Source organism: Thermococcus alcaliphilus (genome assembly GCF_024054535.1).
Classification (GTDB): domain Archaea; phylum Methanobacteriota_B; class Thermococci; order Thermococcales; family Thermococcaceae; genus Thermococcus_A; species Thermococcus_A alcaliphilus.
Genome location: NZ_JAMXLV010000008.1, coordinates 1 through 16,321, shown reverse-complemented (window position 1 = coordinate 16,321; position 16,321 = coordinate 1). Strand labels below are relative to the sequence as shown.

General features: G+C 41.3%; 15 protein-coding genes and 1 other RNA gene. 4 read left to right on the top strand and 12 right to left on the bottom strand.

The features are described from left to right. The first annotated feature begins 119 nt into the window (after window positions 1–119). The 3 genes from priL to NF859_RS00270 are packed head-to-tail and all read left to right on the top strand — an operon-like array spanning window position 120 to window position 3,188. A complete protein-coding gene (gene priL / locus NF859_RS00280) occupies window positions 120–1,316 on the top strand; it encodes a DNA primase large subunit PriL (RefSeq protein WP_252742502.1) in 1,197 nt (398 codons plus the stop codon). Further along, window positions 1,300–2,334, top strand: a complete 1,035-nt coding sequence (priS, locus tag NF859_RS00275; RefSeq protein ID WP_252742501.1) for a DNA primase catalytic subunit PriS — start codon at window positions 1,300–1,302, stop codon at window positions 2,332–2,334. Before priL ends, priS begins: the two co-directional genes overlap by 17 nt. Further along, on the top strand, window positions 2,331–3,188 hold the full coding sequence (locus tag NF859_RS00270) for a DMT family transporter (RefSeq protein WP_252742500.1): 858 nt from the start codon (window positions 2,331–2,333) through the stop codon (window positions 3,186–3,188). Before priS ends, NF859_RS00270 begins: the two co-directional genes overlap by 4 nt. Here NF859_RS00270 and rnpB read toward each other — a convergent pair. The 4 genes from rnpB to NF859_RS00250 all read right to left on the bottom strand — a co-directional run bounded on the left by rnpB (window position 3,185) and on the right by NF859_RS00250 (window position 5,931). Next, window positions 3,185–3,507: RNase P RNA component (gene rnpB / locus NF859_RS00265), an RNA gene on the bottom strand. The genes NF859_RS00270 and rnpB overlap by 4 nt on opposite strands. Window positions 3,508–3,545: 38 nt before the next feature. Next, on the bottom strand, window positions 3,546–5,198 hold the full coding sequence (locus tag NF859_RS00260) for a COG1361 family protein (RefSeq protein ID WP_252742499.1): 1,653 nt from the start codon (window positions 5,196–5,198) through the stop codon (window positions 3,546–3,548). A gap of 43 nt (window positions 5,199–5,241) precedes the next feature. Then, entirely contained in the window at window positions 5,242–5,508 is a 267-nt protein-coding gene (locus NF859_RS00255; RefSeq protein ID WP_252742498.1) for a hypothetical protein, read from the bottom strand. A 15-nt stretch (window positions 5,509–5,523) separates the two neighbouring features. After that, window positions 5,524–5,931 carry a DUF61 family protein gene (locus tag NF859_RS00250; RefSeq protein ID WP_252742497.1) on the bottom strand — a complete coding sequence of 136 codons (408 nt, stop codon included), beginning with the start codon at window positions 5,929–5,931 and terminating at the stop codon, window positions 5,524–5,526. A gap of 222 nt (window positions 5,932–6,153) precedes the next feature. Between NF859_RS00250 and glnA the strand changes: the two genes are divergently transcribed. After that, window positions 6,154–7,476, top strand: a complete 1,323-nt coding sequence (glnA, locus tag NF859_RS00245) for a type I glutamate--ammonia ligase (protein WP_252742496.1) — start codon at window positions 6,154–6,156, stop codon at window positions 7,474–7,476. Here glnA and NF859_RS00240 read toward each other — a convergent pair. The 8 genes from NF859_RS00240 to NF859_RS00205 all read right to left on the bottom strand — a co-directional run. Further along, complete coding sequence (locus tag NF859_RS00240; RefSeq protein ID WP_252742495.1) at window positions 7,467–8,318, bottom strand: DMT family transporter; 852 nt, start codon at window positions 8,316–8,318, stop codon at window positions 7,467–7,469. The genes glnA and NF859_RS00240 overlap by 10 nt on opposite strands. Before the next feature lie 12 nt (window positions 8,319–8,330). Further along, window positions 8,331–9,095 (bottom strand): NAD+ synthase, encoded by a 765-nt coding sequence (locus tag NF859_RS00235; protein ID WP_252742494.1) that lies wholly within the window; start codon window positions 9,093–9,095, stop codon window positions 8,331–8,333. 4 nt (window positions 9,096–9,099) lie between these two features. After that, a complete protein-coding gene (locus tag NF859_RS00230) occupies window positions 9,100–9,582 on the bottom strand; it encodes a hypothetical protein (protein ID WP_252742493.1) in 483 nt (160 codons plus the stop codon). A gap of 47 nt (window positions 9,583–9,629) precedes the next feature. Further along, on the bottom strand, window positions 9,630–10,637 hold the full coding sequence (locus NF859_RS00225) for an ABC transporter ATP-binding protein (protein WP_004070197.1): 1,008 nt from the start codon (window positions 10,635–10,637) through the stop codon (window positions 9,630–9,632). 10 nt (window positions 10,638–10,647) lie between these two features. After that, window positions 10,648–11,607 (bottom strand): ABC transporter ATP-binding protein, encoded by a 960-nt coding sequence (locus NF859_RS00220; RefSeq protein ID WP_004070199.1) that lies wholly within the window; start codon window positions 11,605–11,607, stop codon window positions 10,648–10,650. A gap of 10 nt (window positions 11,608–11,617) precedes the next feature. Then, entirely contained in the window at window positions 11,618–13,060 is a 1,443-nt protein-coding gene (locus NF859_RS00215; RefSeq protein ID WP_252742492.1) for an ABC transporter permease, read from the bottom strand. Window positions 13,061–13,071: 11 nt separating this feature from the next. Next, complete coding sequence (locus NF859_RS00210; protein WP_252742511.1) at window positions 13,072–14,133, bottom strand: ABC transporter permease; 1,062 nt, start codon at window positions 14,131–14,133, stop codon at window positions 13,072–13,074. Between the two features lie 237 nt (window positions 14,134–14,370). After that, window positions 14,371–16,321 (bottom strand): CGP-CTERM sorting domain-containing protein (locus tag NF859_RS00205; RefSeq protein WP_252742491.1); only part of this gene is annotated, 1,951 nt, incomplete at its 5' end.

Here is a 16,321-nt window from a genome sequence, read left to right as displayed (position 1 = left end):
TTCATGCCTGCCTATGCCTATGACATTGTAAAATTTCTAACAAGTTGATAAACCTTTACGATGATTTACCAACAAAAGAGTTTTATTGTGAAACGGACAGTATTCTAAAAGGTGAGCCAATGTTAGATCCATTCGGGAGACGAGCCCAAGAGTTGTTGAATGAATTTGATACCATTAACGAGCTACTTGAGATTATTCCCAACTATCTGGACATAGAATTGGCTCTAGAAAGAGTTCGGTGGGTGAATACTGGTAGAATCCCAGATTATCTGTTAACTTTGAATGATTGGAAGGATTTGATAAGCTTTTATGCTCTTTTAGGCGCTTTGGCATTTTCTCCCTATGGTGTGGAGATGGAACTGGTTAAAGAGGCAAACTTGAAGATATATCTAACAAAGATAGCATTATCAGAGAACTTTGAGGAGCTCGCACTTCCATTAGAAAAACCATCAGAAAATGAGATTCCAAAGAGGGATAAGACAATAATTGAAAAAATCCTCCATGAAGAATTGCCCCCCGAAGAAAAGGATAAAATAATCCTCAAGTACAAGATACCTCTGAAAGAATTTCTTTCCTTGAATGAAGGGTCTCTTAAAGATTTTTACATAAGAAATGGGTATGTGTATTTAAATAAAGCGCAAGTGATTGAGCTATGGAAGAAGAGCTTTGAGAAAAACCTCGAAAAAGCTGTTAACATTCTTTATGATATTAGAGAAGAGTTGCCTCACTATTACGTAGAACTTTATTCTAGGCTAAGTGAGCTTGCTCGGGAATACTTTAAAGAGAGAGTTGAGAAATTCAGCACCACAGCTCAGCCTTTGCGTTTTGATCTCTTTCCTCCATGTGTTAAAATAGCCCTAGGTGGAGTTCCAAGCGGATTGAGGAACTATGCTATAACTGTATTGCTGACTTCCTTCTTGAGCTATGCTAGAATATGCCCTAACCCTCCTAAAAGGGACGTTAAAGTAAAAGACTGCGTTAAGGATCTAAAGGTAATAAAAGAAGAGATTCTACCTTTGATAATTCAGGCAGGCAATAGATGTAAGCCGCCCCTCTTTCAGGATCAGCCGAATGAGATTAAGAACATATGGTATCACCTAGGTTTTGGTTATACACTGGAGCCGAGTTTAGAGGACAGTGGAAATTCAACATGGTATTTCCCCCCTAATTGTGAAAAAATACGCTCTAGTGCTCCTCAGCTCTGCAAGCCAGATAAAGACTGTAGGTACATCAAAAATCCATTGACCTACTACCTCAGGAGGCTGTATTTGAGTAAGAAAAAGAGTGAAGGTGAAGAGAATGAGCACTCTATTTAGGGAAGTCAGCAAAGAGGAGAGGGTAAAGTACTATTCAAAAGAATGGGACTCAAAGAAAATCCCAAAGTTTATTTTGGATACCTTGGAAAATAGGGAGTTCGGATTCGATCATACCGGTGAAGGCCCCAATGACAGAAAAAATGTATTTCAAGATGTTAAAGACCTGGAAGATTATGTAAAAATTACGGCTCCCTATTCAATCTATTCTAGCGTGGCACTGTATAGTGATCCAAAAAATATGAGTGGCTGGCTCGGGGCGGAACTGGTTTTTGACATAGATGCAAAGGATCTTCCCTTGAAGAGGTGTAATCACGAAGCGGGAATGGTATGCCCGATATGTCTTGAAGATGCCAAGGAATTAGCCAAGGACACTCTCGTTATTCTAAGAGAAGACTTTGGATTTGAGAACATCCATGTTGTTTATTCTGGGAGAGGCTATCATATTAGGGTTTTAGATGATTGGGCTCTTGAATTAGATTCAAAAGCTAGAGAAAGAATTTTGAGCTATATTTCCAGTGCTGAAGAAATTACTTTCGAAGATATTCAGGAAAGAAAAATATTGTTGTCTTCGGGCTATTATAGGGTCTTTAGATTGAGGTTTGGTTATTTTATTAAGAGAATCTCTGAGTACCATCTAAGGAATATTGGTCTGAATAAGAAACAAATCAGCATGATAATGGAGAACAGGGATGAGATCTATGAGAATTTTGCAAGAAAAGCCCTATTGACAGCCTTTCCACAGGGGGTTGGATACAAGACCCTTTTAAGATTGTTTAGTTTATCTACAACATTTTCAAAAGCATATTTTGATGGGAGGGTAACTGTTGACGTAAAGAGGATTCTTCGTTTGCCTTCCTCTCTTCATTCGAAGGTAGGTCTCATTGCCACATATATAGGGAACCGTGAGAAAGATCTAGAGTCCTTTGATCCCTTTAAAAATGCCGTTCCTAAGTTTAGAGAAAAAGAGGTCAAAGAAGCGTACGAGGTATGGAAGGAGAGTACGGGGGACAATTTATGATCTCCGGACGGGCTAAAATAATAGTCTCTATGGCTATATGGGGAAGTGTGGGAATTTTTGCTAGGTATTCAAATCTAAACGGCTTAAAATTGGCGTTTTATAGGGTGCTTTTAGGTAGCTTTATCTTTTTGTTTTTCTATACTCTTAATGATTCTAGATGGATCAAAAAAGCGTTCTCAAAAATAAAACCCAAAGTGCATTTGGTATTTCTATTAGGAGCCGTGCTTGGATTAAACTGGGTGTTTTTCTTTTCGGCCGTTTTGTACACGGACATTGCAAAAGCAACACTCATTTATTATTTAGCTCCGGTAATAGTTGTTATACTGTCCGCGACATTTCTTAAAGAGGATATAACAATAAAAAGAGTTATTCTTATATTAATAGCCTTTCTAGGAGCGTTTATAATAGGAATACAAGGGGAGATTTCCCTTAAAAGCAAAGATTTTCTGGGAATAATTTTTGCATTTTTAGGAGCTTTATTTTATGCCGGTGTAACTATCTTAGGCAGATACCTAAAGGACATCGAAAGCTCATATTTAACGTTTTTTCAGCTCTTTTTTGCTATGTTAGTTCTTTTTCCGTTAGTAGGGTTTTTTGATGGATTAAAGGTCTCTACTTACTCCTTATCTGTTGTTGGGATTATTGCGATAGTTCATACTGCATTTGCTCTCCTAATTTATATGGATGGTCTTAAGGAAGTAGAAGCAAATGAGGCAGCCCTTTTAAGCTATATCGATCCTTTGAGTGCAGTTGTCTATGCACTGCTAATTCTTGGAGAAGTGCCCACTGCAAGAACAATAATTGGAGGAACCCTAATTTTGATGGCTTCTATTTTGGATTTAAAAATGAGGTGAGGGGGCTATAGCCCGCCTTCTGTATTAAGGGGCATTCGACTGAGCGGCCTACCACGGGGCTCACACCGGGAACTCATAGCCCCTATCTTGGCCTTGCACCCCGCGGGACGGCCGTTTCACCGCTCCCCTCGGGATTGTCTGCGGGTTAACTCGGCTCCCGTCGCCGGGAACCTTCACCGCTTTCATCCACATTTCCCGAGGGACGTGTCATTTCTGCGCCGTTGCCCTCCCTTCCGGGAGGTGCCTTGCGGCACCGCGGCCCCGGTGCGGTGGGCGGAACTTCCTCGGGTCAAATACCCGAGGGCCCCAGCCCCCTCACCGTGTTAAAATTAAAGAAAAGAAATTATAAAGATTTGGTCATTTTTTGGGTAGTTCTCTATACTCTTTAACCTCCGGCTTTTTTGGTTTCCTGAACTTACCTAATGGAGATTTCCTCTTTGGTTTGGGTCGCTCTCTTTTTCTCCTTGGCTTTTTGGATCTTGAGTAGTAGCCAAACAGAAGCAGGAAAAGCAGTATAAGCAATGCTATTGCAATAACATAGTATTTTGTTGAAGTTTCTTTGGGGGGAATGGAGCTGGTGGAAGAGCTTGTTAATGAAGAAGAGCTTTGAGTTGAAGAGGTAGTTGTAGGACTTGGAAGCTCCAGTTTTAATTTTCCATTAACCTTCTGCTCTTTCCCCCTACTTTCCAGAGAAATTTCGTATCCTATCTCTCCCAGAGGGACTTCTACAGTAAATTCTACCTCATTGTCCCCTGGAAGTAATACAAGATCTCTGGAGCCTTTTAATATCGTACCGTTAGTGCCAAAAAAGCTGTAGGATAGGATTCCCTTTATCTCGTGGGGGTTTTTGTTACTGATTTCTACTAAAAACTTAACCTGTCCTTTATCTGGAGCTAGAGAAAGCTTTTGGTAGGAGACCTTCTCAATCTTTGGGTATGCCAATACATCGTAGCTGGAAGAACCCTGGTCGAGTTCTATATCCCCAAAAGATATCTTCCCTATTATTTTCTTGTTACCTGGAGGTAGCGGAGGTAGGTGTATTTTCGCAATATTACTTCCTTTATTAAGTGTGATCTCCTTGGTTTGGTTGTATATATGCTCATTGTTGGCTTCATACACTTCAATGCTGAGATTTACTGGGATAAATCTCTCGGATAATATCGTAAGATATACGGTGTTTGACTCATCTTCCATTATTTGGATTTTTTCTAGGGAAATTTCCACTAGATCAACTCCAAAGGATATGTAGAAATCTTTTGAGAACAAATATGTTCCTTTTGAATACGTAAGGGTATATATCAGCTTGTAGTGGCCAGAAGGAAATTCATAGGGAATTGAAATGTTTGCCTGAACTAAGTTTTCTCCCGGAGTTAAGTTTACCGCTATGTCTTTTTTGAGATACTGATTCCCATCCCTTTCTAGGTATACACTTCCTTTTACAAACACAGGGGAATTTTTGAGGTTATAAACTGTAGAGTGTATTTCCAATGTTTCTCCATTTAATACGTGAAAAGTTAAGGCACCGCGACCTTTTATTTGCACAACAGTTTCTTTAAATATCAGTGGGATATCCGTAACCTCAAGCGAAACGGGAACCGTGATAATGCTTATCTCCCCTGATCCTGAAAATCCCCAAAGTACTATGAAGAGGGTATATTTACCTGGTTTTACACTTTCATTGACATAGATCTTGTATCTTAAAGTTCTTGTTTCTCCAGCTTTCCAATATGTATATAGAACTCCGGGAGATACGAGTTCCCCTGTGGATTTGTAGATCTCAAGTTTAATTCCAGAAACTTCTCTATTGTTTTCATCGACTGTGTAATATCTCCTATAACTTACTACTTGAAACTCCCTGTCTCCATTGTTCACAATGGTAAGGGTTCCTTCCCTATAGTCCCCAGAGACTACAATGATGTTGCCTTCCAGTGTTGAGAAAAATAGGTATTGGGAAGACACTAAGGAAGAGAACACTAATAATGTTGTGATGGCTGCGATGAGCTTCTTCATAACTCTTCCCCTAGATAATTTGTAATTCGATAAATATAAAGTTTCACATTATAAGCAATAAGATGCCTAAGAGTGCGAATATTGTAAAAAACAATAAACTTATTCGGTATAACGGCAACTTTGAAAACTGGTTTCTAACTAGTGCAGCTATTATGATAAGTAAAACCCCATAAAAAGTAGCAAATATTCCGAGTGCTTTCTTCACATCAACGTGTAAAATGAGAAGTATACCCAGTATTGCTCCAGCAAAAACTGTTATTTGGGGAATTGTGAACATGTAATAATGGAGCAGAATTTTGTTTTCATCCATTTTTATCCCTCCGACTTACTCTACTATAAATGCGTAGGTTGTTGTTGTAGGTAACTTTTTTCGAATTTCTGGAATAAAATAACGGGGAAGTATCACTTCACTTTTTTCTTCCAAGAGGTCATATGTTCCGAGTATTTTTTCAATAACTTTGACTGCAGTTTTTCCCCTAACCCTAAAGTAGCCATGCCACGTCGGAGTAATCTCAAGTATTATAGGGAGATAAAGAGACTTGTATTCGTTGCTATCAAGTAAAGTGCTAAGATACTTCAGTTCATCTTTCTTAAAAAAATGGAACTGGCCGTCTCTAAGCTGTACTTTAGGGTCGTCTTCTTCGAGGAGAGTTTTGAGGCTCTTTCTGCTTTTGGGTAAGTGGAAATTTAACCGTGAGAGTTCTTTTTGGATTATCTCGTCTTCTTTAGGCATGTTGGTATTCTTTCTAGAGGAGAATAAAAAACTTTCTTTGGGATATTTTTGACAACAATAAGTCAAATTCTTCATTCAACACAGCGATTTTTAGACATATATATGATACGACTATGATCATTTGACATTTTGCCAATAGTTCAGTAGAAAAACTTATATTATAAACATTGTATAGACTTGCATGTTTAATACTGAAAATATCATCAAAAAGGTGGGGTGAAAATGAACGAAATTAAATCCATTATCAAGCATGATTCAAACAAACCTAAATTCTTACAGTTGATTTTTGTTGATATAAACGGGGTTCCAAAGGGGATGGAGGTTCCAATTGAAAGGTATGAAGAAGCAGTTACTGATGGAATATCCTTTGATGGCTCTTCAATTCCAGGATTTCAGGGAATAGAGGACAGTGACCTTCTTTTCAAAGCGGATCCAACTACTTATGTTGAAGTTCCGTGGGAAGAGATAGCAAAAGTATTTGGGTATATATACAAAGATGGTAAGCCATACCATGCTGATCCTAGAAGAATCCTGAACTCGGTCGTGGAAGAACTGAAAAAGATGGGAATAACAGCTTATATAGGCCCTGAACCAGAATTTTACCTCTTTGAAAAGAACGGCTCATGGGAGCTCAAGCTTCCTGATGGGGGAGGATATTTCGATCTTGTTAATCTGGACAAAGCGAGGGAAATGAAGAGGGTCATAGCCCATTATATGCCCGCGTTTAAGTTAATCCCCGAAGTTCTGCACCATGAAGTTGGTCCGGGACAGCATGAAATAGATTTTCGCTTTGCAGATGCGTTAACAACTGCCGACAATATAGTCAGGTTCAAGTATTTGGTTAAAGCAGTTGCGGAAAGCTATGGTCTCTACGCTACGTTTATGCCAAAACCCCTTTTTGGCAAGCCTGGCAATGGGATGCATCTTCATATAAGTCTTTGGAAAGAAGGGGAGAACATCTTCAGGGGAGAAAAAGGGTTAAGCGACGATGCTCTTTACTTCATCGGAGGCGTTTTAAAGCACGCAAAAGCTTTAACGGCAGTAACTAATCCCACTGTTAACTCATACAAACGTCTTGTGCCTGGATATGAGGCTCCGGTATACATCTCTTGGGGATACAAAAACAGGAGTGCTCTAATAAGGGTTCCTGCGTATGTGGGCAATGGGGCAAGGATAGAATACCGCTGTCCTGACCCAAGTGCAAATCCGTACCTTGCGTTTGCAGTTATTTTAATGGCTGGTATTGATGGAATAAAGCATAAAATCGAACCGTTTGCTTATGTGGAAGAGAACGTATATGAGATGGGAGAAAAAGAAAGGTGGTCTCTAGGAATAGATGTTTTGCCTACTACTTTGGAAGAAGCCCTCGGAGAACTAAAGAGGGACAAAGTAATTAGAGATGTCCTTGGAAAGGCTTATCACAACTTCATGGAATACAAAACAAAGGAATGGGAGGCCTATCAGAGATACTTAGAAAAGAACGGGATTAACAGAAGGACAATAAAGGTTACAGAATGGGAACTTGAGCGCTACTTCTATGTTTGATCTTTCTCATTTCTTTCTTCTATGTGGAGCATGAGAGAACCTAAAATTATTAATATGGCTCCAATCACTTGTTTGGTTGTTAGGATTTCGTGGAATATGAGGTAAGCAAGGATTAAAGCAACTACCGGTTCTACCGTGGCTATTATCGATGCTCTGCTGACTTCTATCTCTTTAAGTGCAGTATTGTATAAAATGTATGCCAAAAATGTTGGAAAGAATGCTAGTCCAAAAAGGCATGGCAAAGAAGAGATAGGGATTTCAAAATTCGAGAACGGCGCTAGGAAAAGTGCTCCAAAACCTATTGTGTAAAGAAGGGCTTCTTCTGGTTTTTCATTTTTTACAGCGAGTTTTGCCAAAATTCCATAGAGAGCGTATGTAAGTCCGGATAGAAGTCCTAATACTATAGCTAGCTTACTCACACTTCCTCCGTTGGGATTAACAACTAGGAGAACTCCTATTATTGCCATTACAAGTGCTGCGAGCTTTATGGAAGTGATTTTTTCACCAAAGATGAAATATCCCAGTATAGTGGAATAAACCGGGGCGGAATACAATAGAAGGACCGCCAAAGACACTGATGAAATTTTAACAGTGTAGAAATACAATATATAAAACAAGAACACTGCAAAAAAACCATAAAATGCATAAAAAGGCAGTCTATGCTTTTTAATCTGAAGGCCTTTGGAGAGATTATAAACAAAGAGAAGGGCAAACGCTATGGATGCTCTGTAGAATGTTATTGTAAACGGATCTAATCCGAAGCCATAGAGCAATTTAGCGAAAATCCCAAGAGTTCCCCACATACTCGCGGCTAAAAAGACTAGTATGTACCCTTTTTTCAATGCATTTCACCGTTAGATTTTTGGTCCCACAGGAAGTCTCCTTTTGTGTTCGCTTTTTTTGACTAGATGTTCAACATACTCAACTTTCTCCATTGGGACATTTAGCTCTTCGGCAATTTTGTTCTTTTCCATTTTTAAATCTACCAATCTATAGAGGATTTCATCTAAAAGTTTGTAGCTAATTCCCAGTTCATCCTCATCGCTTTGTCCTTCCCATAGACCAGCACTTGGTTTTTTGGTTATTATTCTCTCTGGAACGCCAATCCTTTTGGCAATTTCCCAAACTTCTGTTTTGTATAGGTTGATTAAAGGGGCATAGTCACTAGCTCCGTCTCCCCACTTTGTAAAGTATCCTGTCAGAAATTCGCTTTTATTGGACGTCCCTAAAACAAGGTAGTTTCTTGAGTTTGCATGGGCATACAAAAGTATCATTCTGGTTCTTGCCATTAAATTACCTTTGGAAACTTTGTCAAGCTCAAAGCCAATGCTTTTTTCAAACGCATCTACGATTTCTTTTATGCTGATGAGTTTATGCTCAATTCCGAGTTTTTTGCATACTAGCAAAGCATCTTCAACGTCTTGGTTCATGTAATAGGGCATTATAAGGCCTAGTACCTTTTCTTTTCCGAGTGCCTTTGTTGCAAGGTGAGCTACAGTGGCACTGTCTACCCCACCACTAATTCCAATTACCACTCCCTTAGCTTTTGCTTCTTCTGTCTTCTCTTTTATAAATGAGACAAGCCTACCGATAACCTCTTCAAAATTTAGTTCCCTCATTTTTTTAACCTCCCTTTAGTTCTTCCATAAACCTTACGTATCCAATAAGACTCAAGGCACTCCCTACCAGCATCGAGATAAATGCTACCCACGCTAGAGGGGAATAGGGATATTGAACTCCTTTCACATCATACACATAAGAAACATTTCCGCTCTCTACATTTATCTGGGGCTGAGAAAGAGGATTTAACGTTACAGAATTATTGTTTAGCCTATATGCATCAACTTTGTTTCCATGAACAATGATCACCGATGCGTTTTGGGAATACAACGTGAGGGTTCTATTGTTTATGAAATACTCTTTTTCAAATTGGGAATCTCCGATTAAATGCTGGCCCTGTTGTAAGTTTCCATGCCAATTACCACTCTTTGGGACTCCATACATAGAGATGAAAGCGAGTATTATGGCCAAGAATAAAAAAAGTAGCCCTGCTTTTATTAGGGGATATCTAAGTGCGTCTTTAAAAGTTACCATCACATCACCCACAAGGGATTTTTCAGAAACAAAAATATAAAGATTGAGGTAAGAACAGATTAAATTTTTCCAGCTAGCCAGCATTCTACCCAGTGGTTGTGCTCGTATTCTACTAATTGCGGGTGCTTGACATCGCAGAGTCCTTTCTCCATGTACAGACATCTTGGATGGAACCTACAGCCTGGTGGGATATTTGCAGCGTTTGGAACTTCACCTTTAATTGGTACCTCCTTGATTATGTTTCTTCTCTCTGGTATTGGCTCTGGCACTGCTGCAAGTAATGCTCTTGTATAGGGGTGTATTGGATTGTCGATTACCACTTTTGCAGGCCCCATCTCAACAATTCTTCCTAGGTACATGACCGCAATGTGGTCTGCAAAGTATCTGGCTGTTGATAGATCGTGAGTGATGTAGAGGTATGTAACACCCATCTTTTCTTTGAGCTCTTTCATCAATTCAAGGACTTCTGCTCTAATTGAAACGTCAAGCATCGAGACTGGCTCATCTGCCACTATGAACGTTGGGTTAAGTATCAAAGCTCTTGCAATAGCTACTCTCTGTCTCTGTCCTCCAGAGAGCATGTGTGGATGTCTGCCCACGTAATCTTCAGGAGGAACGATTTTAACCATCTCAAGTGCCTTGTAAATAAGTTCTTCTCTTTCTGCTTTTGTCTCACCAATTCCGTGAATCAAGAGTGGTTCTTCTAATACATCGTATATTCTGAATCTTGGGTTCATTGAGGAGAATGGATCCTGAAAGACCATCTGGACTTTTCTTCTATATGCCTTAATCTCCTCTTGAGTTTTGAGTTCTGTTACATCCTGCCCTTCAAGATAAATTTTTCCGTCTGTGGGTTCTAATAGCTTCATTACTAGTTTTCCAGTGGTAGTTTTTCCACATCCGCTCTCTCCTACCAGTGCAAAGACTTCTTGCTTATAAACCTCAAAGCTAACGCCATCTACCGCTCTGACGAACCTAGGGGGCTCTCCTCTAAGTCCTGCTAGTAGGCCTCTCTTAATTGGGAAGTACTTCTTGAGGTTCTCAACCCTTAATACAGGTTCCGCCATTTTTCATCCCTCACAACAACCAGCATGCAGCATAGTGATCTTTCTCAATCTCTTTCAGTTCTGGGATTTGTTCCTTACATTGTTGCATTGCGTATGGACATCTTGGGTGGAAGCGACATCCACTGGGTGGGTGTATTAGGTTAGGTGGTTGTCCGGGTATAAACTCGAGCCTCTCGACATCCTCATGTAACCTTGGGATTGCAGCTAGGAGTTTTTGAGTGTATGGGTGAGCTGGCTCGTAGTATATCTTTTCGCTGTCTCCAATTTCTACTATTTTTCCTGCATACATTATTGCTACTCTATCACTTATCTCTGCAAGAATGCTCAAATCGTGTGTGATGAATATCATCGATAGACCCAGTTCTTTTTTCAGCTTCTTCATGAGGTTTATGATCTGAGCTTGGACAACCACGTCCAAAGCTGTCGTTGGCTCATCCGCAATGACGACTTCTGGTTCGAGGAGCAGTGCAGTAGCAATGACGACTCTCTGCTTCATTCCACCACTGAGCTCGTGTGGATATCTATAAACTATCTCTGGGGCAAGTCCAACTAGCTCTAGGTATCTCATGGCTCTATCCAAAGCTTCTTCCTTTGTCATACCTTTGTGGTATATTAATGGTTCTATCATTTGATATCCGACAGTGTAAACTGGGTTTAGGGCGTTCATGGCACCCTGGAATATCATTGAGATTTTCTGCCATCTAATCTCTCTCCTGAGAACCTCTTCAGGCAATCCAACGATCTCTCTGCCATCGATTTTTATGCTTCCTCCAATGATCTTTCCCGGAGGAGTAGGCATTCCCATTAACGTAAAGCCCAGTGATGACTTTCCACATCCACTTTCCCCTGCTAGGCCTAAAACTTCACCCTTTTTGAGCTCAAACGTGATGTTGTCGACTGCTCTCACAGGTCCTCTTGAAGTGAAGTAGTACATTTTAAGGTCCTTAACTTCAAGTACATTCTTGGCCATTTTATCCACCTCACAGTCTCTTCAGTCTTGGGTTAAGTACTCTATCAAGTGAGATACCAATCAACACGAAGGTGAATGCTACTAATGTAATTGCTAGTCCTGGTGGAATAACCCACCACCAGTACCCGTTAATTGTAGCACTCTGGGTCTGTGCATCGTAGAGTATTTGTCCCCATGTAACTGCAGTTGGATCACCTAATCCAAGGAAGCTAAGTGATGCTTCAGTTAAAACTGCACCGGGAACGTTAAGAGCCATTGCTGCAAATGCATATGGCATAATCTGGGGCATTATGTGTTTGAAGATAATTCTTCCAGTACCGGCACCGAGGGCAATTGCGGCTTCCACATAAGTTTGTTCTTTAATCTGTAGTGCCATACTTCTTGCAACTTTCGCAATTCCTGTCCAGTAGAATGCAACCATTAGAAAGACTATTGTCCAAAGGCTAACGTGTCCCTTGAACGCAGCGCCGAGAAGGATAAGTATTGGTAGTGTTGGTATTGAAGCCCAGAATTCGTTAACTCTCTGCATGAACTCATCTTTCCATCCACCGAGATAAGCACTTGTAACTCCATAGAAGATACCTATAAGGACCGTAAGAACTGCTACTGTAACACCTACCGTGAGGGATACTCTTGTTCCCCACACGAGGCCTGCCCAGAGGTCTCTAGCCTTATAATCGGTTCCCATTAACCCATAAGTTCTTCCTGAGAGGATGATCTGTGTGGTGCTTAAATCTACTTGATCTCCTTCTGTGAATGTAAAGATTTCTACTTGGAAGGTATATGTTCCTTTAAGAGCTTCGGGGTTTGTTAGAATGCCCTCTTGGGCTTTGGCAAATATTACTTTCATGGTGTCCATCGTGTTCTTTAGAGTTTCTCCACCTTCTGCGATCGTCTCAGGGTTTTCAAATTGAGATGCCCATTGGAATACCGCGGCTTTAACTTTTCCATCTTTTGCTAATTGGTATATGGAGCCCTCTCTTAGCTCAGTGTTAAGGAGTTCTATCTTGTTTCCGTCAGGTCTTATTACTGTGACAACGATTTGAGCAGGGGAGTTTATATCTGCCAGCTTAACTCCAATGTTTCTTATTATGATATCTGATGGGGGTACATCGTAATTGTTCTCGTAAGTGAATTCGAAGCTATAGTACTTCATTCCTCCACCGATGTCTTGCCCATCAGCGGTTATCTTGAGGTCATTTGCCGTTAAAACTTCGTGGGGAGCCAGTTTTTTGGTTGTGAAATAGTTATACCAAACTGGGGGCACTGTTACAGGATTCCCTTCCCAATACTGTGTCCACTTCTTAGGGATGTCTGGTTCGGTTATGTATGGAGCTGCAAGAGCGGTGAATATCAACAGGAATAGCAATGCTAGTCCGAATAACCCACCTTTTTGTCTTCTAAATTCAAACCAGAAATCCTTTAAGCTCGCTTTTACGTCAACCCATCTCATTGCTCTTCACCTCATGTTGACTGGGATGCACCAACTTTGACTCTTGGGTCTAGATATCCATAAGCCAAATCTGCAATGATCATCGCTATCAAATATAATGCCACTGTAACGAACGTTACACCCATTAATAACCTAGTCTCATTTTGCTGCAAAGCAGTCCAGTACAATCTTCCCATTCCTGGCCAGTTGAAAACGCTCTCGGTAATAATGGCACCACCAATTGAACCAAGAAGGCTGAATATTGTCATTGTCACTATTGGTGGAGCTGATGCTCTTAGGGCGTGTCCGTAAATGACTTTTCTTTCAGGAACACCCTTTGCTCTTGCGGCCATGATGAAGTCTTCCTGCATTGTACCAATCATAATGTTCCTGGTTGTCCAGGCCCATCCACCAAACAGAACGAAGACTATTGTAGTCACTGGAAGAACCATATGGTAGAGGACGTCAAGATAATATGCAAAGCCTTCTTTGGGTGGCATTGAGGTCATTCCACCGCTTGGGAACCAGCCCATCTTGAATGAGAATATTAGAATCATCATCATTCCGAACCACCACATTGGGATACTGCTTGTGACCATTGCTATTATGGATACTCCTCTGTCTAATATGCTTCCTGCCATCTGTGCTGCTTTTACACCCAAGAGGAGGCCTATTAAAATAACAAAGATCTGTGCTGTTGTGAACAAGATGACGGTTCTTGGGATTGCTTTTGCAATTATCTTACTAACGGCAGTTTCACCAAAGATTGGCGATTTTGTATTTCCAAAATTGAGGGTCAATGTGTCTTTTGTTCTTTCCACCACTCTAACCCAAAACGGCTTGTCTAATTCATACACACGAATAAGTCTGTTATATTCTCTTTGATACCATTCTTGGAGCTTTTCTGGATCTGCGGCTAATTGTTTTTGAAGTTCAGGGTTCGATCTAAGTTTGAGGTTTATTTGTTCCTGGATACTTGATTTGATGTCTTCCTCAGCTACTTTTGTAAAGAGCACTGAAACCAGTAAAGTAACTAGAGCAAGAACCAGCAGTGCGTTAAGGAGCCTAATCGCAATGTATTTTCCATATCCCAACTTACACACCTCCATTCAAATGTGTACATTGAGGCTTTTTATCATTCATCAACATTTTCAAGTTTGTAAAACTTTATATATTTTTCTATTTAGTCTCCAGTAAAAGGCTTATGAGCACAAACAGAGACATAGAAACGCGTTTAAATGCTTATCGAAATGGAATGCCTATATTAGTTAGACATTCTCGACCTCCACAATTAAAAAGAAGAGGAAAATTAAAAATTTAAAGAAGGGATATCACTTCTTTTTTCTTAGGAGTAGTGGGATTAGTGCTAGTCCTACGAGTGCTGCTGGTCCGCAGATTCCTCCGGTTGCCGTTGGGCTTGGAGAGCTTGTTGGGCTTGGTGAAGAAGTCGGACTTGGAGAGCTCGTTGGGCTCGGGCTTGATGTTGGTGATGGCGATGTTGTTTCTTCTTTCTTAATAACAATCAATGCCTTCTTGTCAGTGAATGAAACAACGCCCTCTTCTAGTCCACCTTTGACGTAAACTTCGTATCTTCCAGCCTCCCACTTGGCAGTTTCTGAGCCTGGTATTGTTACTTCAAAGCTTCCAGCTGTGGCGAGCTTAGCCTCACCGCTGAACACTGTTTGTCCCTTCTCGTCCTTCACTTCAACAAAGACGAATCCCTTGTCAGCAGGTTTTGTACCAGTCTCTGGATACTCTTCAACTAAGTTGGCCTTAACTGCAACCTTTAAGTCATCGCCAGTGAATATTCTGGTTGGAACATCGATTCCAGCGAGCTCGAGCTTTGCAAGTATTAATCTCTGCTTCCAGTAGTCAAGGTCGAATGGGTATGTTGGGTCTCTAAATGCCCTCAACTCGAGGAAGATCTTGTCTGGATCATAGCTCTCAATGTAGAATGGTCCGTTGCTTATTACCGCGTGTCCCTTGCTGTTGATCCAGTCAATTATCTTGGTGTAGCCTTCGCTTGGGTCGCTTACATCATCGGCAATTGCGGATGGAACGGCATTCTTGGCCTTCAAGGCCTCAAGAACCTTCTTCAAGTCGGCAACGTGATCCTTCACGAGGAGGTCAAGCTGTGCGACACCTTCAGCTTCTTCACTGAAGGAGTACTTCTGTGATGCGCCGTATTCTTCTCCCTTGGCGACGAGTTCGCTTTCAGCGTAGAGGAGTTGCCATGGTTGTGAAGCCCAGAAAACGTTCATGTTGGCTGTAACGTCATCGGCAACTGGGTGTGTTAAGTCGCTGTAGACGACGTAGGTGTCTTCGTCAACCCACTCAATACCCTTGATCTTTGCAAGGCTCTCTGCAGCTGAAGCCAACTTGTCATCGTAGTATGGATCGTCGTCGCCATCTTTGGTTGACCACTCCCAGCTGAATGCGGCAGCGTACTTGATGTCAGCCATGGTCATTGGGTGGCCATCGTGCCAGTTGCCGAACTTACAGTCGTAGGTAATCTTGACCTTGGCCTCTTCTCCAGCGTGAGCAACAACCCACTTGTCTTGGACAGTGTCGTAAACTACAGCGTCATCTGGTACTGTGACTGGCCCTCTCTCGACTTTGTAGTCACATCTAACTGGAATGTATGTTCCAGTTGCAAGGTCAGTATACATTGCGTAATCATATACTACTCTCCAGATTGCTGAGCTGTAAACGTCGTCGATACCACCAACTGGGTTGAATGCGCTCATGAAGAGTGCTCCTGTTGCTGAGAATTCGGCGACTTTTACTACTTTGTCTGGGGTTTCTGCTGTGATTAGGCTCCATCTTGTCCATAATCCTGAAGAAACGTCTCTTGCGATTGCCTTAACTCTCTCTTTGTTGACTGGGAAGTACTCCCAGGTTTCGACGAGGAATACCTTTTGTGAGTCTCTTACACCTAAAGCCATTGAGATCTTCTGGAGGTCCCAGTACTGGTCGACGTTACCTTCTTCCATCTCGTACTTCTTGCCGTTGAAGTCAACGCTACCGAGAACGAGAATCTTGGTAATCTCCTCTACAGTCATGTCATAAAGCTCGGCAAGCTTGTCGGGGGTGTTGTAGTACTTGAGCTGGAAGTTCTCGATAACAGCCTCGGGCCCTCCAAGCTCGTCAACAAGTTCTTTTACTGTTATTAATTCTTCCTCTGGAACTTCCCATCCAACTGCTGATGGAAGCCATCCGTACCAGCTGGCATACCACCATGCTGTATAATCATCTGGCCACTTGACGTTTACTGTTGAAACC

Coding starts and splice junctions, on each gene's coding strand:
- priL (WP_252742502.1), top strand. CDS start 120: ATGTTAGATCCATTCGGGAGACGAGCCCAAGAGTTGTTGAATGAATTT.
- priS (WP_252742501.1), top strand. CDS start 1,300: ATGAGCACTCTATTTAGGGAAGTCAGCAAAGAGGAGAGGGTAAAGTAC.
- NF859_RS00270 (WP_252742500.1), top strand. CDS start 2,331: ATGATCTCCGGACGGGCTAAAATAATAGTCTCTATGGCTATATGGGGA.
- NF859_RS00260 (WP_252742499.1), bottom strand. CDS start 5,198: ATGAAGAAGCTCATCGCAGCCATCACAACATTATTAGTGTTCTCTTCC.
- NF859_RS00255 (WP_252742498.1), bottom strand. CDS start 5,508: ATGGATGAAAACAAAATTCTGCTCCATTATTACATGTTCACAATTCCC.
- NF859_RS00250 (WP_252742497.1), bottom strand. CDS start 5,931: ATGCCTAAAGAAGACGAGATAATCCAAAAAGAACTCTCACGGTTAAAT.
- glnA (WP_252742496.1), top strand. CDS start 6,154: ATGAACGAAATTAAATCCATTATCAAGCATGATTCAAACAAACCTAAA.
- NF859_RS00235 (WP_252742494.1), bottom strand. CDS start 9,095: ATGAGGGAACTAAATTTTGAAGAGGTTATCGGTAGGCTTGTCTCATTT.
- NF859_RS00225 (WP_004070197.1), bottom strand. CDS start 10,637: ATGGCGGAACCTGTATTAAGGGTTGAGAACCTCAAGAAGTACTTCCCA.
- NF859_RS00220 (WP_004070199.1), bottom strand. CDS start 11,607: ATGGCCAAGAATGTACTTGAAGTTAAGGACCTTAAAATGTACTACTTC.
- NF859_RS00215 (WP_252742492.1), bottom strand. CDS start 13,060: ATGAGATGGGTTGACGTAAAAGCGAGCTTAAAGGATTTCTGGTTTGAA.